The sequence below is a fragment of the Arthrobacter pigmenti genome (assembly GCF_011927905.1).
Lineage (GTDB): Bacteria > Actinomycetota > Actinomycetes > Actinomycetales > Micrococcaceae > Arthrobacter_D > Arthrobacter_D pigmenti.
Genome location: NZ_JAATJL010000001.1, coordinates 2,331,833 through 2,354,369, shown reverse-complemented (window position 1 = coordinate 2,354,369; position 22,537 = coordinate 2,331,833). Strand labels below are relative to the sequence as shown.

Sequence of the window (22,537 nt, the reverse complement as noted above, 5' to 3'; positions counted from 1 at the left end):
TTCGTTCCGTAGAACTCGCGAGAGGCCGGTTGTGACACCGCTTGACCTGCACGACGCCGAATTGACCACCCCTGAGTTGGTGGTCCTCGACATGGTGGCTGTGGACAAGTCCGACGCCGCAGCCCAGCTTGCGCAGCGGCTGTTCGAGAGCGGCCGGATCACCAATCTCGACGCCTTCCTCGAACAGGTCAACTCCCGCGAGCACCAGATGGCTACGGGCCTTCCCGGCGGGGTGGGCGTGCCACACGCGCGCAGCCAGTACGTGCAGCAGACCTCCATAGCCGTGGGAGTCACGCGTTATGGCCACAGCCTGGACTTCGGGGCGGTGGACGGCCCAGCAACCCTCGTGCTTCTGATCGCTACGCCGGCGGAGTCGTACTCGGAACACCTTGAGGTGCTGGCCACCCTGGCGCGCTCGCTGTTCAAGGAGAACTTCCGGGAGTCCCTGCGCCGGGCTCACGACGCCGAAGTCATCAGTGAACTCATCAACTCGTCCCTGGTCTTCTTCGACCACTGATGCCGGCTACGGGGAGCAACCTGGAGATTGGTGAGGGAAATTTCCCTCACCAATCTCCAGGTTGCTCGTGCTGCTGTCCACGTTGCTCACCGGCGAAGAGCGCGGCCCACATTGGGGAAGCTATTCAGTCCGCCAGGACCTCCACAGCGAAGCGTACGAACCATTTAGCGCCAGCAGTTCGTCGTGCGACCCGAGTTCGGTGATGTTGCCGTTCTCCACTACGGCGACGCGGTCGGCGTCGTGCGCTGTATGCAGGCGGTGCGCAATAGCCACAACCGTCCGCCCCTCCAGCACCGCGCTGAGTGATCGCTCCAGGTCGCGCGCCGCCTGCGGGTCGATCAACGACGTCGCCTCGTCCAGTACCAGTGTGTGCGGGTCTGCCAGCACCAGCCTTGCCAGTGCTACTTCCTGTGCCTGTGCCGGGGTGAGCTCGTAGGCGCCGGAGCCCACTTCCGTCTCGAGGGCTTCGGGCAGGGCACGCGACCAAGCCAGGGCGCCGACGTCGTCGAGTGCTTTTTCTATCTCGCCCTGCGTGGCGTCCGCCTTGCCGAGGCGCACGTTATCCGCAAGGGATCCGACGAAAACGTGGTGTTCCTGCGTCACCAGGGCCACCTCCCGGCGCAGCGCATCGAGTGGGCGGTCCACCAACGGGACACCGCCCACTGTCACCGAACCGTCGGTTGGCGCATGGATACCCGCAATCAGACGTCCGAGCGTCGACTTGCCTGCACCCGATGGACCGACCATCGCCAGCCGCTCGCCACGGTGCAACTGGAGGTCGACGCCGTGCAGGACGTCATGTCCCGGCCGGTACGCGTAACGGGCCCCTGAGACCAGGATGTCCTCCGTTACCGGCTGTGCATCAGTGGCTGTCCGGTCGGAGGGCACGTCCTTGATGCCGATGATTCGTGCGAGGGACGCTGCGCCGACCTGGATTTCGTCGGTCCACATGATCAGCAGGTCCACGGGGTCTATCAACCGGACCGCAAAGAGGGCCACCGTCGCAACGGCTCCTGGTGTAACGGCGTCGAGGGAGGCAAGCCAGCCACCCCACAGGAGGACACCGGCGACGGGAAGCCAGAATGCCGTATCGGCGGCAGGAAACAGGATTGACCGGAGCCAGAGGGTGTAACGCTCGGCCCGGAAGCTGCCTTCCAGTGAATCATTGATGCGGTTGCGGCGCAGGCCACCTAGACCGAGCGCGTCAACAGTTCGTGCACCCTCGATGGTTTCGGTGATGGAGCCGTTAACTACCGCGTAACTCTCCCGCTCCGCCTTGTATCCGGCGGAGCTCCTCTTCAGGTACCAGCGCGTAGCGGGATAGAGCAAAGGCACTCCGACCAGCAGTGCAATGGAGAGCAGGGGAGAGGTGAGTACGGCAGCAGCGAGGGTGATGATGATGGTCACGACCGACACCACCACCTGGGGTACCCCGAAGCGCACGGTGTGTGACACGGAGTCAACGTCGTTGGTTGTGCGGGACACAAGGTCACCGGTGCCGGCTTTCTCCACAGTCGAGAGGGGAAGCGACGTCACCTGCGCCATGAAGTCCTCGCGCAATTCGGCAAATACTGTTTCGCCGAAGACCATTCCCGCACGCACGGCGAACCTTCGGAGGATTGCCTGGACGGCAAGGAACCCCAGCATGAGCAGTGACATCGACGCAATGAAACCGGCAGTTGTCCCGGCAAGCACCGCATCGACGACGTTGCCGAGGATAAACGGACCCACAAGCCCCGCAGCTGCCGACCCCACGTACAGCAGCACAACCTTGCTCAGCCCGCCCTTGTGCCGGCGGATCAGCCGGAGCGACTCCACCTTCACCGCGCGGGCGTCGGCAACGGGAAGCTTCCCCGACGTAAGCGTGTCTGCGCCCTGCGTATGCGTTGCTGTCTGGGTATCACTCACTGCGAATCACCACGTTTCGGTAGGCAGGGATGCTGGACATCAGTTCCTGGTGTGTTCCTTCGGTGCTGAGACGCCCGTCCTCGAGGAAGACGACGTGGTCCATTACCCCGAGCATCAACGGGCTTGCGGTTACGACGACGGTGGTCTGGCCAGGCGTTCCCCGCGCACTTCCCAGCCGCGCGGCAATGCGGGACTCCGTGTGCGCGTCGACGGCGCTCGTTGGCTCGATGAGCACCAGCGTTTCGGCGTCAGTCAGTAGCGCCCGTGCGAACACCAGCCGCTGCCGCTGTCCACCCGAGAACCCGCGGCCGCGTTCGGTTACCTCGTGGTCGAGCCCACCCTCCAGCCCGTCGAGGATGTCCAGCGCGCTGGACGCCTCAAGTGCTGCGAGGATATCGGCGTCGGAATGGCGCCCGTGCGGATCCAGCTGACTACGAAGACTGCCGGTGAACAACTGCGGACTTGCCTCGCTCACCACAATCCGGGTCCGGACCTCATCCAGCGGCACCTCGTGCAACGCAGATTCGCCCCACCGGACAACTGCCTCGCGCAGCACCGCGTCATCGAATCGGCCCAGGCGGGTCGCGAGATCCGCCGAAGAGCGCGGGTCAGCCGACACCAGCGCGGTCAAACGGCCGGGCTGAACGGCCACGGAACTGACGGAGTCCACAAGCACTGCGGGACCTGCCGGGGCACCGGCGGTTCCCTTGTCGGAGACGTTCGCGTCCACGGACAGGACGTTGATGATCTTCCGCGCGCCCACATGCGCACGGATCGAGTGTGAGACGCCGTCGGCTGCCGTGCGGATCGGCGTCATGAGGAAGATCGAGTATCCAAACAGGGCAACGAGCTGGCCCGGCTCAATATCGCCGTTGAGCACCAGCGTGGCGCCCACCCAGGTGAAAATCACGCTGAAGGAACCGGCGATGAAAACCTGTGACGCCTCCAGCGTTGCCAGCGAATGCGCTACGCGGATGCCGGCGTCGCGGGTGTCCGTGGATCGCTCGCGGTAACGGTTGACGAAGATGTGCTCTCCTCCGATGCCGCGCAGGACACGCAGGCCAGCCACGGTGTCCGCGCCGACAGCGGTCATCTTGCCGGACGCGTCGCGTTGTTCACGCTGACGTGCCTGCAGCGGACGCACCACGAACAACAGCAGTGCACAGCTCGCTGGAACGCCGAGAAGCACCACCAGGGCAAGCACAGGTGAGCTCAGCGCTATCAGACCGCACACGACCAGCCAGGAAGCGAGAGCGCCGGCAAGCCGGGCCGCTATATAGAAAATTTCGCCCAGGCGCGTGGCATCTGATGCTGCGGTGGAGACAACCTCACCCGTGGAGAGCTTCTGCGGCAGCGCGTCGCCGGTCCGCGTGATTTTGAAGCCCACGAGGCGAATCGACTTGAAGGCCGCCTGCATCCAGTTGCTGATCGCCGCGCGGTGTCCCAGCATGCCGGCGAAGGCCTGCGCCAGCGTCAATGCGACCAGCACCGAGACCCACATCAGCAGCGTGTCGGTGTTGCCTGCGATGATGCCATCGTCGATTGCACGGCCGAGCACAAAGGGCACCACTGCCTGCGCCACCATGAGGAGCGTTTCCAGTACAACGGCGGCCGCCAGCGTGCCCTTCTGCTTCGATGCCAGCCACAAAAGGTAGCGGGTAGGAGTACGAAGGTCAGGAGGGCCTGGATCGGGGTAGGGGTACGAGCGCACGAGAATCAATCGTAGTCTCAATTCCCTCGAAGTGATAGATATTTCCCAATCACTTTTTACTGTGTCCGCTCCCGACGTGATTTCCGTCTCGGTCTGCTCCCTGGACAGAGCCGCAATTCGTTGGCGCAAGCGCTCAGGAAGTACCGTTGAAGAGTGTTGAAAACCGCGCTCAAGCCGCGATGGATCCTCGCGCTGATCTTCGCGATGACCATCGCTGCGGTTTTCGTCCTGTTGAGCCAGTGGCAATTCAGCCGGTCCCAGGACTCCGCACCCCCGCCGAGAAGTACCACGGAACAGGTAAAACCCCTGCAGGAAGTGTTTGAACCCGGTGTTCCCATGATGGCGACGGCGGCGGACCAGATGGTCAGCATGGAGGGCCGCTTCCTTGCAGACACTCGGGTTCTCGTCCAGACCCGCCTGCAGGGCGAGCGTGAGGGCCTATGGGTAGTCTCGGCTTTTCAGGTCAACCAAACCAACGACGACGGCGCCCCCGCGCCTCCCGCGGTCATCCCGGTGGTTCACGGCTGGGTCCCGGACGCCCAATCGGCCGAAACAGTCCCTGAAACTACCGGCCCAGCCACGGTCGAAGGCCGTCTGCTACCAACCGAGGCCCCGGTGGCCCAGCGTCCGGTCCCTGGGCAGGTCCCCACGCTGTCCGTGGCTGAGCTCATCAACGTCTGGGACATTTCCGCCGCCTACTCCGGCTTCGTGGTGTCCTTCAACACCGTCGTCGATGGGCAAGCGCTTGCACCCGAACCACCGCTGGAAGCTGTAACGGTTGCTCCGCAACCGCAGGAAACACCGGTCAACTGGCTCAACATCTTCTACGCCGTCGAATGGTTCGTCTTCGCCGGCTTCGCATTCTTCCTGTGGTGGCGCCTGGTGGCCGATGACCACCGTCGGCGGCTTGAGGAGGATCAGGACGAGCAGCACGAACAAGATCCACTCCCAACCCCGCCTGAAGCCAACGAGGTAAAAACGTGACCACACCTGCACACCGCCCTGCGGCCAAGAAGCGCCGCTTCGGAGGCACGCACGCACAGATCCGTTCGGCCCTGGGCTTCTACAAGGTGCTTGCCTATGCCACCGGCGTCATGCTGCTGCTCGTCGTGGTGGAAATGGTGGCGAAGTACGGGTTCCAGTCGGAGATCATCGCCGGCGGTTCCGCCGGGGCACTGGGACTGGTGAACGAGGCGGCAGCCGATGCCGCGGGAGGCTTCAACCTGTCCACTGCGGTCCTGATCGTTCACGGCTGGCTCTACGTCGTCTACCTGATCGCCGATTTCCGGCTGTGGCAGTTCATGCGCTGGCCCTTCTCGCGGTTCGTATTGATCGCGCTCGGCGGGGTGGTCCCACTGCTTTCCTTCATCGTGGAGAAGCGCATCCACCGCAGGGTCGAGGAAGAGCTGGCCGCGCATCCCGAAGCAAGCAAAAGGTACTGAGCAATCGATGTGCAGCTCAAGCCCCGCTACCACTATTGTTGACGCGTGAGTACCCCCGTTTCCCCATCAGAACACCAGCCGGTTCTTGTCGTCGATTACGGCGCCCAGTATGCACAGCTGATCGCACGCCGCGTCCGGGAAGCGGATGTGTATTCCGAAATTGTCCCGCACACCCTCAGCACTGAGCAGATGCTCGCCCGGAATCCTGTGGCGATCATCCTTTCCGGCGGGCCCTCCAGCGTGTATGCGGAAGGTGCCCCGCGCGTTGATCCGGAACTGTTCGACGCCGGTGTTCCCGTTCTGGGCATTTGCTACGGCTTCCAGGCGATGGCTTCTGCTCTCGGCGGCACCGTCGCGAAAACCGGTCTGCGGGAGTATGGATCCACCGACGTCGCGGTCTCCGAAGGCGCCCGGTCCATCCTCGAAGGCACCCCGGATCACCAGAACGCCTGGATGAGTCACGGCGATTCGGTTCAGGAAGCGCCAGCCGGCTTCGATGTTCTGGCAAGCACTGCCGGCGCTCCGGTAGCGGCGTTCGCCCACGAAGGTAAGCAGCTCTACGGTGTGCAGTGGCATCCGGAGGTGAAGCATTCGGCCCATGGGCAGCGGGTGCTCGAGAACTTCCTCTTCAAGGGAGCGCGCCTGCATCCGAACTGGACCACGGGGGACATCCTCGAGGAGCAGGTCGAGCGTATCCGGGCGCAGGTCGGGGATTCCCGCGTGATCTGCGGATTGTCCGGTGGGGTTGATTCCGCCGTCGCTGCCGCTCTCGTCCAGCGTGCTGTGGGCGACCAGCTCACCTGCGTCTTCGTTGACCACGGATTGCTGCGCGAAGGCGAGGCAGAGCAGGTCGAACGCGACTTTGTCGCCGCGACCGGCGTCAACCTCTACGTCGCCAACGAACAGAAACGGTTCCTGGACGCGCTCGAAGGCGTCGAGGATCCCGAAGCCAAACGGAAGATCATCGGACGCGAGTTCATTCGCGCTTTCGAGGAAGCCGAGCGCGCCATCATCGCCGAGGCGGAGGCGCACGGCGAGAAGATCCGCTTCCTCGTTCAGGGAACCCTGTACCCGGATGTTGTCGAGTCCGGCGGCGGCGAGGGCGCAGCCAACATCAAGAGCCACCACAACGTCGGTGGCCTGCCGGAGGACTTGCAGTTTGAGCTCGTTGAGCCGCTGCGCACGCTGTTCAAGGATGAGGTGCGCGCAGTGGGCGCCCAGCTTGGCCTACCCGCCGAGATCGTGGGACGCCAGCCGTTCCCCGGACCGGGACTCGGCATCCGCATTGTAGGGTCCGTCAACCAGGAACGGCTGGACCTGCTGCGCCGGGCAGACGCCATAGCCCGCGCGGAACTCACGGCTGCCGGCCTCGACAACGAGGTGTGGCAGATGCCTGTGGTACTCCTCGCGGATGTGCGGAGCGTTGGGGTTCAGGGTGACGGCCGCACCTACGGCCACCCCATCGTCCTGCGGCCGGTATCGAGCGAGGACGCCATGACCGCGGACTGGTCGCGTCTTCCATACGAGCTGTTGGCCCGGATCTCCAACAGGATCACCAACGAGGTCGACGGCGTCAACCGCGTGGTCCTCGACGTCACCAGCAAGCCGCCGGGAACTATCGAATGGGAGTAGCGTCTCCGCTGTAGCTGCCGGGCACAGCTTCGGAATTTGAAGTCCTGTCCGCGTTGCTTGCAGGCGGTCGGGCGTGCCGTCAGTTAGCTTGGAAGACATGCCTATCTGGTCAAGATCAGGTCGTGAGGCCGTAGGGAAGAGGACAACCGTGCCAGTGCAGGACGCCGGGGACTCCGCTGAGGATTTCCTGATCCCATGGCTGCGCAGGCTTGGACCGCACGCGGGCATCGATACTCTGCTCCACTTCACCCCCTCGCGAGCCAACAGCATCGATCTCACTCACGCCCACCCTTCGGGTCTCGCCCAGCTGCTTGCCGGGCGGCGCACCCGCCTGTCAACACTGTTGCGGGACGCGGACCAGTATGCGGCAGCGATGAAGGCCGCGCGGCTGCTGCGGGCGAAGGTATACGAGCTTGCCTCCGAGCGAGGCATCGATGTCGGCTACCTCGCCGCGGGAACCGCCTCGTGGCGCACTATGGCCGACGACGGCCGGACTGACTCGCTGACCGCTCCGGTCCTCCTCACGGCAGTGACGCTGACGGTTCATGCGTCCCAGGATGACTACGAGCTCCAGCTCACCGAGCATGCGCGGCTGAACCCCGCCCTGGTCCGCACCCTGCGCACGGATCACGGCATTGAATGCGACGCCGATGCTATTGCGCGCCTGGCATACAGCACCGCCCGGTTCGATCCGCATCCAGTGCTGGACAAGCTCCGGATGCTCACGGACAACGTCCGTGGAATGACCATCGAGCACCACATCCTGGTCTCAACCTTCGCTGACCTTGCCGACGTGGGGGCGGATCCTGCCATTAGCCCCGAGCACCCGCTCCTTTCGGCGCTCATGGACGCCGCGCGGGAGGGCATCGAAGCGCGCTCGGACGCGGAGGCTCCCACCCGCGAGACGCCCCTCGATGACAGGCATCCTTCCTCCGAGTTCCTCATTCTCGACGCAGATCCGGGACAGCAGCGTGTCCTGGACGCCGTCGCCGCCGGTGGATCCGTCGTCGTTTCCTCGCCTCCGGGGACAGGACAGACCCAAACTGCGCTCAACGCCGCAGCGGCGCTCGCCGAGCAGGGCAAGAGCGTTCTTGTGGTCGCCGAACGCCGCGGAACACTGAATCAGTTTGTACAGGAACTCGACGCGGTCAACCTTGGCTCACTTGTGCTCCAGCTAAGTGCCAACAGCACCCCACCGCAGCTGACCGACCAACTCGTCCGAGCTATCGTGCGGAACGAGAAAGCGGTGAAACCGCAACTCGATTCGCTGCATGAGACGCTCGTGTCCCACCGCCACAAACTGCTTGACCACGTCCGTTCCCTGCACAACGTTCGATCGCGCTGGGGGTGCTCGCCGTACCAGGCGATGCAGTCCCTCGCGGAGCTCACCTCTCTGAACCCAGCGCCCGCAACCACCGTCCGGCTGAAGCGCAGCGTCATGGACAGTATTCCCAACAGGGCGGAACTCACAGCGCGGCTTCGCCGGGCGGCAGAGCTCGGTGGTTTCAGTAAGGAAGCGACCCAGAGCCCCTGGTATGGCGCCAAGCTCCGCAACCGCAAGGAAACCGAAGACGCTCACGGTCTCGCCGTCGATCTTGCGCGTGACATACCGCTGTTGCGGGACAAAGTGCGTGCCGTCGCCGAGCACTCGCATATCGAGCTCGGTGTCACCTTCGAGGAATGGGGCGGGCAGCTCGACCTCCTGGTCGCCGTGCGGGCAAGCCTCGACAAATTCACGCCCGACATATTTGACCGTCCGGTTACGGACCTGATCTCGGCGACTGCTTCCTCGTCCTGGCGTCGCGAGCGGACGATCGAGATGAGCTCGATGACACGCTCCCGGCTGCGCCGTGTGGCAAAGGAGTACGTCCGGCCGGGCGTGCACATCGCAGACCTGCACGAGTCTCTGGTCGAGGTGCAGGAGCAGCGGACCCTGTGGACGAAATACGCCACCACCGAACGGCACCCTTCCGTGCCTACCGGCCTCGCCGAGATCAACAATTTCTACCGGAAGGTAGACGGCCAGCTCCGCGAAATAACGGGGATACTGGCAGGCACAGCGGGTGCACCAAAACTCGCGAAGATGCCCGTGGAGAAGCTGATAGACCATCTTGCTGCCCTGGCACGCGACAAACAGAGTCTTGCAACCCTGCCCGAGCGCACCCTTCTCATCGACGAAATGCGCGAGAACGGGCTCGGAGAGCTGCTGGATGACCTCGCGGCGCGCGAGGTGGGCCCCCGGCAGGTCGGCGGGGAACTGGAACTGGCGTGGTGGCAGTCCGCACTCGAGGCAATGATCAGCGGTGATGATTACCTCGCTATGTCCGACGGCGAAAGTCTGCGCAGGCTCGAGGCCGAGTACCGGCTGGCGGATAATGCCCACGTCGCTTCCGGCGCGGGCAGGATCCGGTGGGCGCTCGCTGAACGCTGGCAGGCCGCGCTGGAAACCATGCCCGCGGAAGCCGAACAGCTGCGGGCTCTTTTGCGCGACGGCGCCCCGGACCTTGAGGCACTGAGCGTCCGCGCCGATGAACTGGTGACCGCGCTCATGCCCGTGTGGGCAGCGAGCCCCCTGGTTCTTCCGCTGGTACTCCCTGAGGGAAAGACCTTCGACGCCGTTATTGTGCTCGATGCGGAGTCGATCTCCCTGCAGTCGGTTGTGCCCGCGCTTGCCCGGTCGCGGCAGGTCATAGCCTTCGGCGACGACCAGCTTGACGGGCCCCGCAGCTTCACGGTCTCGGTCGAAAACGGGCGCCGCGCCACACCCGAGCACCTGCCCAGCGCCTTCACCGCGCTCGGTGCGGTCCTGCCGTCTCTTCCCCTGCGCGAGGTTTACCGTGGCGTGGACAAAGCGCTGACGTCCTTTTTGAGCGAGCGTTTCTACGACGGCTCGCTGACCCGGTTGCCGTCAGGATCGGAAGTTACAGGTGCGGCCCGCGCACTGACAGTGGAGTACCTGCCGGACGGCACAGGCATGCCGAGCGCCGATCACGACGGCGTTGAAAGCGTCGCGGCCGAGGTCACGAGGGCGGTGGACCTGGTTTTCGAGCACATCCGCTCCCGTCCCAGCTACTCGCTTGCCGTTGTTACGGCCAGCGCCCGCCACGCACAGCGCGTGGGGGAGGCAGTGCGCTTTGCCATGGCGGATGCTCCCTGGGCTGCCGACTTCTTCAAACCCGGTAGGGAATCCTTCCGGGTTGTGCCGATCGATCGTGCGGCAGGTCTGACGCGCGACGCCGTCATCTTCTCGCTCGGATTCGGGCGCACCCCGCATGGCAGGGCCCTGCACAACTTCGGTCCGCTGTCCGTGCCGGGCGGTCGTGGAACATTCGTCACCGCCCTGACCCGCGCGCGTTACCGTCTGCATGTGCTGACGTGCTTCCGCCCGGAGGACCTCGACCCTGAACGGCTCGGACATGGCGCGCTCGACTTCTATGAGCTGCTGCGCCGGGAACTCTCCGGCGGAGAACAGCAATCAACGTCCACGCCGGTCGACTCCACAAACGAGGATCCGCTCGTGGCCGATCTCATTGAACGCCTCCGCAACCGGGGCGGCAACGTCTCAGCACATCCTGAGGGCGTCCTGGATATTGTGGCGACCGGCTCCCGGCTGGGGAGTGACGGCGATGACCCTGATCAATACGTTCCACCGATGGCCATCGAGTCTGACGGTACAGAGCGCTACCGGGCGCTGACCGTGCGTGAACGCAGCAGGTTGCGCCCCCAGCTTCTGGAGCGGATGGGCTGGCGCTATATGCCGCTTTGGACGATTGAAGTGTTCACCGATCCGGAGGGTTGCGCAGACCTGGTTGGCCGGTACCTCGGACTCGCTGACGGAAACGGCCTCGCTGCAGGAAACGGAAATAACATGAACTCGGGAACCCCAAACGGGACTCCAGCCGAAGACGATGTCCGCGCTGCAGGGGACATCCGAGCTGCAGGGGAGGCTCCCGCAACCGAGGGCGTCGTTGGCAGCGACGGGCAAGCGCAGGAGGAGTCGCCTGAGCAGGAGGGCCAGGATTCCCTGGCCGCCCAGCCGAGTTCAGCGGCTTCAACATCATCCGGAGCGCACGGGGACGTTATCCCGCAGCGCGCCGCTGAAGACGACCCCCGCGCCTGGAACGACGAGGATGGTAACCACGACGAATGGTTGAAGGAACAGAAACCTCCGCATTGGAGCTAGGTGAAGACTGACCGGTTGCGATCCCCTGCCGCTTAGCCGCCTCCGGTGAGCACAAGGTGTACCTGACCGCTGCTTGATGCGCCCGCGAGTGTTGCCGCTTCATCCGGGTTGGCCGCTACGACAACCAGGCCGTCTTGCTGACTGCCGGCGGGGGAGAACGGCCCGCTGGCCGGTTCCTCCGAGGTCCAGAGGATGGGAAGGCCCTTCGCGATCACGGTGTTCTTGCCTGAGACTTCAAAGCCGTTTCCCGTACTGAGGACCACGTCCACGCGCTGTCCGGGCGAGAGCAACTGGACGGTCGAGGCATCGGCCGGCCGGAGCGGCACGGCGACGGTGCCCTTGTCCGTTCCCGCCAACAGCCCCTCACCAACGAGGAAGTTCTCGGCAATCACATCTCCGGCGTATACGGGGGTTGCCAGCTGCTGACCTGTCACGAGCTCAGCCGACGAGTATGCGTGCTTCGGAACTGCCTCCCTCGGCAGGTGTACCAGTGCGAGCTGGTCAGCCGTGATGATGCTGCCCACAGGAAGATCCGCGGCGGCCGCTACCACGGGTGTGGTCTCCGCTTCAGCAGGCAGGAGCGCTTCGACGGCAACGCCGGCGGCCACGCACAGCACGCCGGCCGCGAGCAGCCGCCGTTTACGGAAGAGGAAGGACCGTACCCGGGTTGAAAGCGGATTGGCTGGTCTGGTTGATGCGCTCATGCCCACCACGGTATTGGCCGCCCGGCTTCGGAACTGGAACAGCCCGCACTATGTGGAGAACTCGCTCCAATAGTGCGGGCTGTGCAGGAAGGGTGGTGCGGCTGGCAGGTCTGCGCAGGGAACTGCAGTCAGTAGCCCTGAGGCTCAGGCAGACGCGGCTGCGGCAGCTTTCGATGGGCTGGACGCAGGCGCGGACCCTGAGGCCGGTTTGGCAGCCGACGAGGATGAGTCGGATGAACCAGAACCGGACGCCGGGGATGACTTCGAAGAGGAGCCGCTTCCTGCCTCAACGGAGGACGAGCTGGAGCGGGAATCCGTGCGGTAGAAGCCTGAACCCTTGAAAACTACACCGACGCTGTTGAACTTCTTCCGGAGCAGCCCTTCGCACTCAGGACAGACCGAAAGTGAGTCATCAGAGAACGACTGCTGTACGTCAAAGGCATGGCCGCAGTCCCTGCAGGCGTAAGCGTATGTAGGCATGGAAATCCTCCTGGGAAAACGCTGGTGGCGGTCCGTCGTCAAGCCCTGACACGTTCATTGTTGGCACTCCGCCGGTCCGAGTGCCAATTCTACACTGACGGACGTACTTCTATCGAATAGGCCAAAGCGTCCGGCTCACAGCGCCGACCGGTAGCCCGACGGCGTGAAGGCCCCGGGAAGTGGCATGTCCAGCACAGTGGCGCCGAAACTGCCTTTCGGGAGAACCTCCTCGTCATACAGGTAACCGATGGCGGGTGCAGCAGGGTGCTCGGCATGAAGTTGCGCGAGGAAGCGGTCGTAGTAGCCTCCGCCCTGACCCAGGCGATTCCCGGCGGCATCCATCGCCAGGCCGGGAACAACAACCAGCTGAATGGTTCCCAGCTCGGTGAAGCGGAATCGGCGTCCCACAGGCTCCAAGAGCGGCGCGCGAGGGCTCTTGGCCAGCTCAACACCCGGCTCCCAGCGCACCCAGCTCAGTTGGTACTGCGGTTCACACACAGGCACGACGACGTCGTACCCTGCCTTCCGGAGCGCCGGCAGCAGTTCCCCGGTTCCAGGCTCGGGCGGCCCGGAGAGGTATGCGGCGACCGTGCCCGAACTCTCCCCAGCCGAGGTTGCGGCGAGCCAGGAGAGCACATGCCCGGACAGGGAGGCTGCAGCGGTGCGCTGGGCCTCCTCAGGTACCTGCGTGCGTCGTTCCCGCAGCGCACGCCTGAGTTCTTCCTTGCCAGTGAGACGAACGTCGGAGTCCATGAAGCCGACTCTACCGCCGGGCGCGGCAGGTAGTCCGTGCGCGGAACACACGCGCGATTCTGTAGTGTTGTGCCATGACTGAGCGACCAAGAGTGAATAAGGCCGTCATTCCCGCAGCAGGCCTGGGTACCCGGTTCCTTCCTGCAACCAAGGCAATGCCCAAGGAAATGCTGCCCGTTGTCGACAAGCCGGCCATCCAGTACGTGGTGGAGGAAGCTGTCAACGCAGGGATCAATGACGTCCTGATGATCACCGGCCGAAACAAGCGTTCGCTGGAGGACCACTTCGACCGTGTGCCCTTCATCGAACAGATCCTCGAGGACAAAGGCGACCATGAGAAGCTCGCCGCCGTTCGCGTAGCGTCCGAGCTCGGGGACATCCATTATCTGCGCCAGGGGGACCCCAAGGGTCTGGGCCATGCGGTGCTGCGTGCAAGGCTGCATGTCGGCGATGAGCCGTTCGCAGTTCTGCTCGGCGATGACCTCATCGATGAGCGCGATGAACTACTTGAAACCATGATCGAGGTCCAGGCAAAGACCGGCGGTTCTGTGATTGCCCTGATTGAGGTCGATCCTGCCCAGATCAGTGCCTACGGTTGTGCTGATATTTCCCCGATGGACGGGGCGGACTACGTCCGGGTGAATGAACTGGTGGAGAAGCCTGCAGTTGATGAGGCGCCCTCGAACCTTGCCGTGATCGGCCGGTACGTGCTCCATCCGCGGGTGTTCGACGTACTTGAGCAGACCGGTCCGGGCCGCGGCGGCGAGATTCAGTTGACCGACGCACTGCAGACCCTTGCAGCTGCCGAGGGTGAGGGCTCCGGGGTATACGGCGTGGTTTTCCGCGGCCGTCGCTACGACACCGGGGACAAACTCAGCTACCTCAAGGCAGTGGTCACCCTGTCATCCGAACGTGAAGACCTCGGCCCCGACCTGCGGGCGTGGCTGCGGGAGTTCACCGGTTCCCTCGACGGCTAGCCACGAACATGTGGGGGCGGTTCGCCTGGCCGGTGACCCTGGAATCCGAAGACCTATTCCTTCGCCCCATTCGCCACCGCGACAAGCGGGAATGGATGGAGTTGCGGCAGCGCAACCTGGATTGGCTCTCGCCGTGGGAAGCCTCGAACCCCGCACCGGGCGGCTACCTCCCCAACTATCACGAGATGGTGCGTGCCCTGAATTCGCAGGCTCGGGCGGCCAGCGCCCTGCCGTTCGTCATCACTGAGCGGCAAGGTGGCAGGCGGCCGATCGTGGGGCAGCTGACGGTTTCCGGGATCGTGTGGGGATCGGCGCTGACGGCAACGCTCGGCTACTGGGTGGCAAGGGACCGCGCCGGACGCGGTATCGCACCCACCGCCGTCGCGCTTGCCACCGACTACTGCTTCTGGGAACTCGGGCTGCATCGCATGGAGATCAACATCCGGCCCGAGAACGCGGCGAGCCTCAGTGTGGTGCGCAAGCTTGGATTCCGCGACGAAGGCATTCGAAAGGACTACCTGCACATCGCAGGTTCATGGGCGGACCACCGCTCCTTCGCGTTGACTGCGGACGAGGTGCCTGGCGGCTTGCTCCGCCGCTGGCTTGCGTTCCATCGCTGAGGTTTCGCACCCGCTGCCCAACTTCCAGGATTCCAGCGGGGACACACCGGGTTGAATGAGGGTCCACGGCCCACTCTGCTCCTAACGTTTTGTAAGTGGACTTCTCTCTGAACAGCTCGGTGGTACTGGCGGCGATTGTCGGGCTCTGGCTTATCTGGGTTGCCCCGTATCTTCTGCGTCGTCGGGTGTCCCAGCCGGCCGTCGGATCCATTACTAGCGCACTTTCCAGCACCGCAGCCGGGGACGCCGGTTTCCAAAGGAGCGTCATGAACATGTCCAGCACAGAGGAACCCGCTTCCGCATCCCGCCGCGCAGGAAATGTCGCTTCGGGCGCCAGTCAGCGGACGCACCCTGCGCCGCCGGAGTTCCGGGTGCGTTGGGGCCGGTTGGGTATTGCCCTTGCTGGCTCCGTGAGTGTTGTAACTGCGCTGGTCACGTCCGTGCTTGCCGTGATGGCCGTGATTCCCTCCGTTGTGCCGGTGTTGGCGCTGCTGGTCGCCATAGTCAGCGTGGTGGCGTTGCGCACGCTTGCCCTTCGCGACCGCCGTCGTCGTCGTGCCGGTGCTGCACGCCCGGCAGCGGAACAGTCGGCCGCGCCCGCCGAACACGAGGATCCCGCGGTTCAGCGCCCCACCAAACTGTTTGACGGCGAGAGCGCGCCTGCCGGCACCACAACAGCCGACGACGACGACGCCTCCGAACCGGTTGCCAACCCCTTCACTGCCGCTGAGCTCCGTGCTGCGGCGCTGGCCGTGGCAGCGGAAGCGGGAGACCCGGCGATCGGGCAGGGGGCGCCGTGGCAGCCCGTCGAGGTTCCCAAGCCCACCTACGTTGAGGCGCCAAAGGCCGAACGTGGGGACCCTGCTCCCCTTGATCTGCCGGACGCTCCAAAGCCGCAGACGAAGACGCCCATCAAGAACGGTGCGGTGGCCCCGAAAGTTGAGGCGCCCGCCACTCCCCGTATGAATCTGGACGATATCCTGCAGCGGCGCCGCGCGTAGGAGCTTCGAATCACGCTCGCAATGAGCGAGTCCGACGAACTGGCGCTCCTCGAAGGGCGCGGTATCGGCCCTTCGATCGAAGCTGCCGCGGCAGTGCTCGGAACCACCGTGCAGGGATGGCGCCTGCTCCGGATTCACCACCGCCCGGGCGCCGGAGTTACGGGAATCTTCGCTGTTCAAACCATTCATGCCGGCGCGGTTCTGGACGGATTCCTCTGCGTAACGACCGCGGAGTTGCCTGGGAACCCGCCTCGCTCTGCGAGGGTCGCCGGGCCACGCGGTGAGGAGCTCATCGCCTGGAGCCACCCGCACGACCCACTCCTGCCGGGTATGCCGTGGGCAAGTGACGCGCGGTCGGTGGGCCCGGCGCTGTTCGGTATCGATGCCGCCAACATCACCACGGTGAGCTACCGGCCGTTGCGCCGCGCGGTTCTGCGCGCCGAGGGAGCGGGAAGCAGTATGTTCCTCAAAGTACTGCGGCGCGGGCGGGCGGCTGCGCTTCGTGACCGCCACGAGCTCCTCTACGGAGTGGGTGTTCCTGTCCCACGAACCTTCGATTCGCCCGGGAAGGACGTCCTCGTCACCCAGGCTGCAAACGGAGTGCCGCTCGCGGAACGGCTGATGGCGGACGGAGCGCGGGACCTGGACCCTCTCGCGCTGGTCGAGCTGCTGGAACGGTTCCCCCCGGCCGCGCTGGAGCTTCCCGCGCGGCAGTCCTGGGCGGAACGCGTCCGGGACTATGCGAAGGGCGCTGCGGCCGTACTTCCGGCGGAAGCGGAGCGGATCACGGCGCTTGCGTCACGTGTGGAACAGGTTGTGCGATCGGCGCCGACCGGTCCGCTGGTGCCCACCCACGGCGACTTCTACGAGGGAAACTTACTGGTCGCCGACGGTCACGTGACGGGTCTGCTGGATGTCGATGCCCTTGGCCCGGGCCACCTCGTTGACGACCTCGCCTGCTTCCTCGCCCATCTCGCCGTCCTTCCCTGCCTGGACGATCGCTACGTGCACGTTCCTGCAGCTGTCGCGCGATTCGCCGAAGACTTCGAGACGCGGGTTGACCGGGCAGCGCTGAATGCGCGAGCCGCGGGGGTCGCACTCACTCTTGTCGCCGGAGCCAAGCATGCAGCACCTGCGCGCGCGGGCGAGCGCTGGCGTCAGGATGCGCAGCGACGCCTGGTTGTTGCGGAAACCTTTCTGAGCGCCGCCTGCAACTGACACGCGTTTGTGAGAGCACTCTCATGCACGGCTCCTCCGCCTCTCACATTGGGCCGCCATGCTTGGAAGCAGCCCAGCAACGTCAACCGACAACCCGGACGGCGCCCGACGACGGCGCTCTTCCGCGGCGAACGTGGCTTACAGACCAGTGGCCAGCCTGGGGCAGGATAGTCCGGCGGCCACTTCCGAAGGACCCGGGTGCGTTCCCCCAACCGCACCCGGGTCCGTCCATGTGAAGACCGGATCGGGCCAGCTGAAGCGGTGCGTTTCAGGTGTCTTCTGACACCAACCGGTAACCCATTCCGCGTACGGTGGCGAAACGCTCCGCGCCCAGTTTGTTCCGCAGGTACCGGACATATACGTCCACCACATTGGAGCCGGGATCGAAGTCATAACCCCACACGCGTGAGAGCAGTTGCTCCCTGCTCAGCACCTGGCCGGGGTTGCGCAGGAACGCTTCCGCAAGCGCGAATTCGCGTGCCGAAAGGTCGATCTCCTTGCCGTTGACCAGCGCCCGCCGGGACCGCAGGTCGAGCTGAAGGTTGCTGTGGGAGAGTACCGAGTTGTCGGCGGACGGTGTTTCCTGTCGGAGGCGTAGCCGGACTCGGGCGAGCAGTTCCTCGAACCTGAATGGTTTGGACATGTAGTCGTCAGCGCCGCCCTCAAGCCCGGCTACCGTGTCGTCCACGGAACTCCGGGCAGAGAGGATGATGACAGGCGTCGCGTTCTTCGATTCGCGGATTCGGCGCAGCACGGTGAAACCGTCCTGGTCGGGCAGCCCAAGGTCGAGCACGATGAGTTCGAAGTCACCGGTCTGCGCGAGGTGGTAGCCGTCCCGGCCGTTGTCTGCGACGGTCGGCACATAACCCGCGGAACGGAGACCCTTGGCCACGAAAGAGCTGATCCGTTCCTCGTCCTCAATAATCAGAATCTGGCTCACTGCCGTCCTCTCGTCTCGTGCGTCTCCGGGGCAGTTGTGCGCAGGGGCGGAAGAACCATCGTGAAGGTGGACCCCTGCTGCGGGGCGGACATCAGCTCAACCTGCCCGCCGTGCGCCTCGGTGATTGCACTTACGATGGTAAGTCCCAGGCCGGCACCTTCGGTTCGCTTGCTACTTGCACCGCGCTCAAAACGTTCGAAGATCCGCTTTTGGTCCTCCCGCGCAATGCCCGTGCCCTCATCCCGCACCCACAGCCGGACGCCGTCGTCGTCCCTCCGCGAGCCAAGGGCGATGGTGGAGCCCTCCTCCGTGAACTTGACCGAGTTCGCCGCGAGCTGCAGCCATGCCTGGGTGATCCGGCGCGGGTCGAGCATCGCGATGGCCTCGGCACGCCCGTCCACGATCCAGCGGCGGGATCCAAGCGAGCGTGCCTTGTCCATGACATCGTCCGTCAGGCGTCCCACGTTGATGGGTTCAAGGCGCACGAAGTCGGGCCCGGAAATCCCGGCGAGGGTCACGAGGTCGTCCACGAGCATGCGCATGCGGTCGAGCTCGTCCAGGGCGATGTCCCGGACCGCGCGCACGTCAGGTGGGTCTTCGGAATCCTGGAGTTCGAGATGCCCCTGGACGATGGTGATGGGTGTTCGCAGTTCGTGGCCGACGTCGTCGAGCAGCCGCCGCTGCGAGGTGAATGAGCCTTCGAGCCGGTCCAGCATGGCGTTGACCGTCCGGGTGAGCTCGGAGAGGTCGTCGTTGCCGGTCACCTGGATGCGCTGTGAAAGGTCCGTGTCCGTGATGCGCTGGGCGGTGGTGCGAAGGCGGCGGATGGGGTCGAGCAGTTTGCCGACAAGCAGGAAACCGACGACGCCGATCAGCACCAGGGTGCCGAAACTGATGAGCGCGTAGGTGCCGAACGTGCGGTTGAGCTGACCGTACTCGGCTTCGGCGTCGAAGCCCAGGACGAAGAAGGTCGGTTGGGTGTCCTCGGCAAGCTGCACGGGCGCCACCATCACGCGGTAGGTGGTGGCGTCAGTATTCACCGAGTCGATGGTGACCTCGTTCTGCGGCGCTACATTGTTCACGTAGTTCAGGAGGTCGTCGTCGTCCTCGAGCCGCACGTCGACCTCCTCATTGGCGAAGAAGATCACCTGTCCGCCACGGAGGGCCATCATTCCTTCGTTGGGCTCGGTGAGAGTCCGCTGCATGACGAGGAATACCAGCTGGTCCGCTTCGACGAACGGCTCACGAGTATTTGGGTCGATGCCCGTGGCCAGCAGTGTCTCGAACTCCTGGAAGCTCCGGGTCAGGGAGTCGTCCATCTCGTTGTTGAGGTCATTGCGCTGGAGCGCGTAGGCGGTGACGCCGGCCAGCAGCAACCCCAACGCACTGAGGGCAAGCATCGCGGCAAGCACCCTGGTGCGCACGGTCGAATAGCCGCGCCAGGCCTTGGGGAACCTGCTCCGGAAACGGCGGCGCCCGCGGGCTTCCGTCCCCGGCTCAGTGTCGACAGCGCGCGGAACCTTGACGAGGATCGTCGGTTGCGCGGCTGGAGGCGGCGGAAAGTTCGGCAGTCGCTCCGTCGGCGGTCCTGCCGGTGGCACCCGAATTGCCTCGGTCGGCGCTGAACCGGTCGCCGGATCGGAGGAAGGTGGCGGTGAGGATGGGTGTGGTGATGAGGGCCCCCCGGAGACTGCCGCGTCTGCTCCGGCGTTGAACCTATTCATCGTCAAAGCCGTCGTCGTCATCGCCGCCGTCGTCGTCCCCGCCGTCATCATCGCTGTCGTCGCCGTCCTCTGTGGCGGGCGGCGGCACCGGAACCACGGCGGGCGGCTCGGTTGTTTCTGACGGAGCGGGCGTTGGGGTCGGCTCGGGCGCAGGGGAGGGCGGTTCGCTGGAGGGCGAAGGGGGCGGGGAAGGAGTTTCGGAAGGTGTTGGCGTGGGTGTGCCCGGAGGCTCCGGGGTCTCGGTGGTGACGCCCACTGCCGGTCCCAACGGAATCAGCCCGGGGCTCCTGAGCGCTCCGAACAGTCCAAGACCCACCGCGATGACGGCCCCGGCGCTGGCCGCTGCAATGAGCCAGGTGTGCGCTTTCGACCGTTTCATGAGTCAAGTATCCCCATTCATCATGAGATGGAGATGAGAAATCCGCGTACTTTCTGCGGTTCTCATCCGCTTCTCATTACCTCGGCCTAGGCTGGAGCAACAATCCATCCGAAGGGAGAGCGCGATGCCGCTCAATGATCTGAAGAAGCTTGCAGCAGTTCTTGCAGTCAGTGCAGTGTTCCTCGTGGGCTGCGATGACACGGCTCCCGGGGACGTTCCCCAGGACCAGGAGCAGCAGCAGGAAGAGGGAAATAACGACGACGGCGCGGATGACGGCGCAGACGACAATGCTGATGACAACGCAGATGATGGCGCTGACGACAACGGCGGTGAAGGCGGCGGAGGCGACGAGGACGACGGCTAGTCGGCCGCACACGCACTATGCCGCGCCAACCTACGGGCGCGTGTCCGGCTTCTGTTGCGCTTTGTCAGCCAGCAGCCGGTCCAGGAGCGGTTCGGTCCGGTAGGGGATGTGCTCGTGCAGCGCCAGCACAGTCTCGGTGCGAATCACGCCCTTGATGCGCAGCACCGAGCGGAGGGCGGACTGCAAATGGTGGGTGTCCTTGGCAGCGACCCGGCACCACACATCGCCCCTGCCTGATATCTCATGGACCTCAAGTACCTGGTCCAGCCTCCGCAGAGCGGTGATCACGCCGTCGAGTTCGCGGTGGGTCACTTCGATAGTGACGAAGGCGACGACGTCATAGCCAAGGACCGCAAGGTCCAGTTCCCTCCCGCTACGGCGCAGGATTCCTGAGCGGAACAACCGCTGGATACGGGCCTGCGCAGTGTTGCGGGCCATTCCGAGCGTCTCGCTGAGCTGGCTGACCTGCGATCGCGGGTCACGCACCAGTTCCAGCAGGAGCCGCACATCGGTGCGGTCAAGCATGGACACCTCCTCGTTCAGCTCATCTCAGGGCAGTTCTGCCCACGATAGTTGAGCACAATGTTCAGGGTATGCGTTCAGAACGCAACGGTCTAACCATCTTCACTCACCATCGATAAGTGAAATGGTGGAAGCGTTAGAACAATACGAAGAGGACCGGCATGAGCGTCATCAGTGAACTCCGCATGCGCCCGGCGCCGGTGCAAAGCCGACGCTGGAATGCGTCCGTTAGCGCCCGGCTGGTGCTCGCCGTCGTCGTCATCGCAACGCTCCTCGTCGGGGCGAACCTCGCCACGCCGCTTTATCCGCTCATCCGATCCAACCTCGGGCTGAGTGCCTTTGACACCACTGCGGCATTCGCGGCCTACGTCTTCGTGCTCGTGGCCGGACTGCTGCTGGTTGGCCACTGGTCCGATCACATCGGGCGAAGGGCCGCCCTCGTGCTTGCGGTCGGGGCGGGCGTGGTCGGCGCCGTGGTGTTCGGTGCTGCAACCTCCCTGCCGATGCTCATTCTTGGCCGTTGCCTCCAGGGTGCGGCGGTGGCCTGCGCGACGGGCGCCAGTGCCGCGGCCCTGCGTGACCTTCTTCCGCATCGGCCCGAGTGGGCCTCCCGGTTCACCCTGGTAGCGTCGGCCGGCGGTGTTGCAGCGGGGCCGATGATCGGCGGGCTGCTCTCGCTGCTTCCCGAACCCACGCGCCTGCCGTTCGGCATCTATGCCGTCTTCCTGCTGCTCCTGCTGATTCCCCTCGTGCTGCTTGATGCGCGCCCCGCCATCAATGCGCCCGCAGGGCGTCCACTCTCGGCGCTGAAGCCGCGCCGGCCCACGGTGTCGCGGGCTGCTGCCCGGGCGTTCTGGACTGCTGCGACCATCGGGTTTCTGAGTTTCTCCCTGTTCGGCTTTGCGCTGAGTCTTGCCCCCACCTACTTCGCGCAGATCGCCGACGACGCCGGTCGTCCCCTCATCGGGCTGCTTGCGGGACTGGTGCTCGCGGTGTCGGCAGTCAGCCAACTATTCCCGCTTCGTGTCCGTCATTCGGCACCGATCGGTCTGGTTGCCATGACCCTCGGGGTGGCGCTCATGCCGATTGCCGGCGCAACGGGCAGCATCCTCCTCCTCGTAACGGCGTGCATAGTGGCTGGAGTCGGGCAGGGAACCGCGTTCCGGACAGCGTTCAACGAGGTTGCACTAAAGGTCGAGGTCGCACAGCACGCCCAGATCATCAGCACGGTCTATGTGATCACTTATCTCGGCAGCGCGGTGCCGGTGCTGGGCCTTGGACTGGCAGCAGATGCCCTGGGCCTATCCGCTGCGGTGGCACTTTTCGCGGGCGTGATCGCGATTGCGAGCGCCGGGATGGCCGTGCTGGTTTGGCGGACAGGGCAGCCCTGAAGCCGCGATTCAGGAAGCGATTCCAGATGCAAAGAATCCATTGCAAATAAAGTGTTGCAAAGAAATCTTTG

Annotated in this window: 19 protein-coding genes and 1 pseudogene; 11 read left to right on the top strand and 9 right to left on the bottom strand. The window is 64.7% G+C overall.

Features of this window, described 5'->3' with window-relative positions:
* Positions 1-31: 31 nt before the first annotated feature.
* On the top strand, positions 32-517 hold the full coding sequence (locus BJ994_RS10860) for a PTS sugar transporter subunit IIA (RefSeq protein WP_342450358.1): 486 nt from the start codon (positions 32-34) through the stop codon (positions 515-517).
* A 120-nt stretch (positions 518-637) separates the two neighbouring features.
* On the opposite strand, the gene BJ994_RS10855 is transcribed toward BJ994_RS10860, so the two are convergent.
* Positions 638-2,425, bottom strand: coding sequence for an ABC transporter transmembrane domain-containing protein (locus BJ994_RS10855; RefSeq protein ID WP_167994046.1), 1,788 nt, complete (start codon positions 2,423-2,425; stop codon positions 638-640).
* Positions 2,418-4,136, bottom strand: coding sequence for an ABC transporter transmembrane domain-containing protein (locus BJ994_RS10850; protein ID WP_167994044.1), 1,719 nt, complete (start codon positions 4,134-4,136; stop codon positions 2,418-2,420). The genes BJ994_RS10855 and BJ994_RS10850 overlap by 8 nt, the downstream gene beginning before the upstream one ends.
* Positions 4,137-4,289: 153 nt before the next feature.
* On the opposite strand from BJ994_RS10850, the gene BJ994_RS10845 reads away from it, so the two are divergent.
* From BJ994_RS10845 to BJ994_RS10830, 4 genes are all read left to right on the top strand, one after another.
* Entirely contained in the window at positions 4,290-5,120 is an 831-nt protein-coding gene (locus BJ994_RS10845; RefSeq protein WP_167994042.1) for an SURF1 family cytochrome oxidase biogenesis protein, read from the top strand.
* Complete coding sequence (locus BJ994_RS10840; protein WP_167994040.1) at positions 5,117-5,578, top strand: DUF3817 domain-containing protein; 462 nt, start codon at positions 5,117-5,119, stop codon at positions 5,576-5,578. The genes BJ994_RS10845 and BJ994_RS10840 overlap by 4 nt, the downstream gene beginning before the upstream one ends.
* Positions 5,579-5,623: 45 nt before the next feature.
* A complete protein-coding gene (guaA, locus tag BJ994_RS10835; RefSeq protein ID WP_167994038.1) occupies positions 5,624-7,210 on the top strand; it encodes a glutamine-hydrolyzing GMP synthase in 1,587 nt (528 codons plus the stop codon).
* Between the two features lie 97 nt (positions 7,211-7,307).
* On the top strand, positions 7,308-11,393 hold the full coding sequence (locus tag BJ994_RS10830) for a DUF4011 domain-containing protein (RefSeq protein WP_167994036.1): 4,086 nt from the start codon (positions 7,308-7,310) through the stop codon (positions 11,391-11,393).
* Positions 11,394-11,425: 32 nt separating this feature from the next.
* On the opposite strand, the gene cpaB is transcribed toward BJ994_RS10830, so the two are convergent.
* The 3 genes and pseudogenes from cpaB to BJ994_RS10815 all read right to left on the bottom strand — a co-directional run bounded on the left by cpaB (position 11,426) and on the right by BJ994_RS10815 (position 13,330).
* Positions 11,426-12,097, bottom strand: coding sequence for a Flp pilus assembly protein CpaB (cpaB, locus tag BJ994_RS10825; protein ID WP_167994034.1), 672 nt, complete (start codon positions 12,095-12,097; stop codon positions 11,426-11,428).
* 339 nt (positions 12,098-12,436) lie between these two features.
* Positions 12,437-12,577 (bottom strand): annotated as a pseudogene (locus BJ994_RS18420) (FmdB family zinc ribbon protein); the annotation flags it as partial.
* Between the two features lie 135 nt (positions 12,578-12,712).
* Positions 12,713-13,330 carry a 5-formyltetrahydrofolate cyclo-ligase gene (locus BJ994_RS10815; RefSeq protein WP_167994030.1) on the bottom strand — a complete coding sequence of 206 codons (618 nt, stop codon included), beginning with the start codon at positions 13,328-13,330 and terminating at the stop codon, positions 12,713-12,715.
* Positions 13,331-13,404: 74 nt separating this feature from the next.
* On the opposite strand from BJ994_RS10815, the gene galU reads away from it, so the two are divergent.
* From galU to BJ994_RS10795, 4 genes are all read left to right on the top strand, one after another.
* Entirely contained in the window at positions 13,405-14,307 is a 903-nt protein-coding gene (gene galU, locus BJ994_RS10810) for a UTP--glucose-1-phosphate uridylyltransferase GalU (protein ID WP_167994028.1), read from the top strand.
* An 8-nt stretch (positions 14,308-14,315) separates the two neighbouring features.
* Complete coding sequence (locus BJ994_RS10805; protein WP_167995977.1) at positions 14,316-14,927, top strand: GNAT family N-acetyltransferase; 612 nt, start codon at positions 14,316-14,318, stop codon at positions 14,925-14,927.
* Positions 14,928-15,022: 95 nt separating this feature from the next.
* On the top strand, positions 15,023-15,928 hold the full coding sequence (locus tag BJ994_RS10800) for a hypothetical protein (protein WP_167994026.1): 906 nt from the start codon (positions 15,023-15,025) through the stop codon (positions 15,926-15,928).
* Between the two features lie 21 nt (positions 15,929-15,949).
* Positions 15,950-17,146 carry a phosphotransferase family protein gene (locus tag BJ994_RS10795; RefSeq protein WP_167994024.1) on the top strand — a complete coding sequence of 399 codons (1,197 nt, stop codon included), beginning with the start codon at positions 15,950-15,952 and terminating at the stop codon, positions 17,144-17,146.
* Between the two features lie 268 nt (positions 17,147-17,414).
* Here the strand turns inward: BJ994_RS10795 and BJ994_RS10790 are convergent, their stop codons facing one another.
* From BJ994_RS10790 to BJ994_RS10780, 3 genes are all read right to left on the bottom strand, one after another.
* Positions 17,415-18,086 carry a response regulator gene (locus tag BJ994_RS10790; RefSeq protein WP_167994022.1) on the bottom strand — a complete coding sequence of 224 codons (672 nt, stop codon included), beginning with the start codon at positions 18,084-18,086 and terminating at the stop codon, positions 17,415-17,417.
* On the bottom strand, positions 18,083-19,687 hold the full coding sequence (locus BJ994_RS10785; protein WP_342450357.1) for a sensor histidine kinase: 1,605 nt from the start codon (positions 19,685-19,687) through the stop codon (positions 18,083-18,085). The genes BJ994_RS10790 and BJ994_RS10785 overlap by 4 nt, the downstream gene beginning before the upstream one ends.
* 115 nt (positions 19,688-19,802) lie before the next feature.
* Positions 19,803-20,189 carry a hypothetical protein gene (locus BJ994_RS10780; protein WP_167994020.1) on the bottom strand — a complete coding sequence of 129 codons (387 nt, stop codon included), beginning with the start codon at positions 20,187-20,189 and terminating at the stop codon, positions 19,803-19,805.
* Between the two features lie 124 nt (positions 20,190-20,313).
* On the opposite strand from BJ994_RS10780, the gene BJ994_RS10775 reads away from it, so the two are divergent.
* Complete coding sequence (locus BJ994_RS10775; RefSeq protein ID WP_167994018.1) at positions 20,314-20,553, top strand: DNA primase; 240 nt, start codon at positions 20,314-20,316, stop codon at positions 20,551-20,553.
* A 30-nt stretch (positions 20,554-20,583) separates the two neighbouring features.
* Here the strand turns inward: BJ994_RS10775 and BJ994_RS10770 are convergent, their stop codons facing one another.
* Complete coding sequence (locus BJ994_RS10770) at positions 20,584-21,084, bottom strand: Lrp/AsnC family transcriptional regulator (RefSeq protein WP_342450356.1); 501 nt, start codon at positions 21,082-21,084, stop codon at positions 20,584-20,586.
* A gap of 152 nt (positions 21,085-21,236) precedes the next feature.
* On the opposite strand from BJ994_RS10770, the gene BJ994_RS10765 reads away from it, so the two are divergent.
* Positions 21,237-22,466: an MFS transporter gene (locus BJ994_RS10765; protein ID WP_167994014.1), complete on the top strand. Its 1,230-nt coding sequence runs from the start codon at positions 21,237-21,239 to the stop codon at positions 22,464-22,466.
* Positions 22,467-22,537 lie beyond the last annotated feature (71 nt).

Coding starts and splice junctions, on each gene's coding strand:
- cpaB (WP_167994034.1), bottom strand. CDS start 12,097: ATGAGCGCATCAACCAGACCAGCCAATCCGCTTTCAACCCGGGTACGG.
- BJ994_RS10775 (WP_167994018.1), top strand. CDS start 20,314: ATGCCGCTCAATGATCTGAAGAAGCTTGCAGCAGTTCTTGCAGTCAGT.
- BJ994_RS10765 (WP_167994014.1), top strand. CDS start 21,237: ATGAGCGTCATCAGTGAACTCCGCATGCGCCCGGCGCCGGTGCAAAGC.
- BJ994_RS10830 (WP_167994036.1), top strand. CDS start 7,308: ATGCCTATCTGGTCAAGATCAGGTCGTGAGGCCGTAGGGAAGAGGACA.
- BJ994_RS10815 (WP_167994030.1), bottom strand. CDS start 13,330: ATGGACTCCGACGTTCGTCTCACTGGCAAGGAAGAACTCAGGCGTGCG.
- BJ994_RS10795 (WP_167994024.1), top strand. CDS start 15,950: ATGAGCGAGTCCGACGAACTGGCGCTCCTCGAAGGGCGCGGTATCGGC.
- BJ994_RS10780 (WP_167994020.1), bottom strand. CDS start 20,189: ATGAAACGGTCGAAAGCGCACACCTGGCTCATTGCAGCGGCCAGCGCC.
- BJ994_RS10805 (WP_167995977.1), top strand. CDS start 14,316: ATGTGGGGGCGGTTCGCCTGGCCGGTGACCCTGGAATCCGAAGACCTA.
- galU (WP_167994028.1), top strand. CDS start 13,405: ATGACTGAGCGACCAAGAGTGAATAAGGCCGTCATTCCCGCAGCAGGC.